A 279-nucleotide genomic window follows, 5' to 3' on the forward strand; every position below is an offset into this window, starting at 1 on the left:
TGAGCTCGAAATCGGTTATCGACCAATGCTGACCGTTCTCCCGAGCTCAGTCGGCCGACACTCATCGAGTTTTGTCCAAGTGAACTGTTCACCTTGTCGCATAAATTGGCGAACTTTCCGGCCAAGAATCCGGTCTATTTCGTAGGGGAAGACAGCGTCGTGCGGCGCCGGCCTCAGAGCTTCCACGTGCTCTGGACGGAGAATTGTACCCGGCTCGAGATCGCGGGTCGCCCGCAGGCAGCGCCGCTGCACAACCACCGTATCCTGTTCGTTCCCGGC

Annotated in this window: 1 protein-coding gene; it reads right to left on the reverse strand. The window is 58.8% G+C overall.

The window, feature by feature from the left end:
- Nucleotides 1-15: 15 nt before the first annotated feature.
- The gene (locus RAD04_RS38610; RefSeq protein ID WP_461627957.1) at nucleotides 16-258 is read right to left on the reverse strand and encodes an SAF domain-containing protein; all 243 of its coding nucleotides are present in this window, start codon (nucleotides 256-258) and stop codon (nucleotides 16-18) included.
- Nucleotides 259-279: the final 21 nt, after the last annotated feature.

This window comes from Bradyrhizobium sp. 25ACV (genome assembly GCF_054863005.1).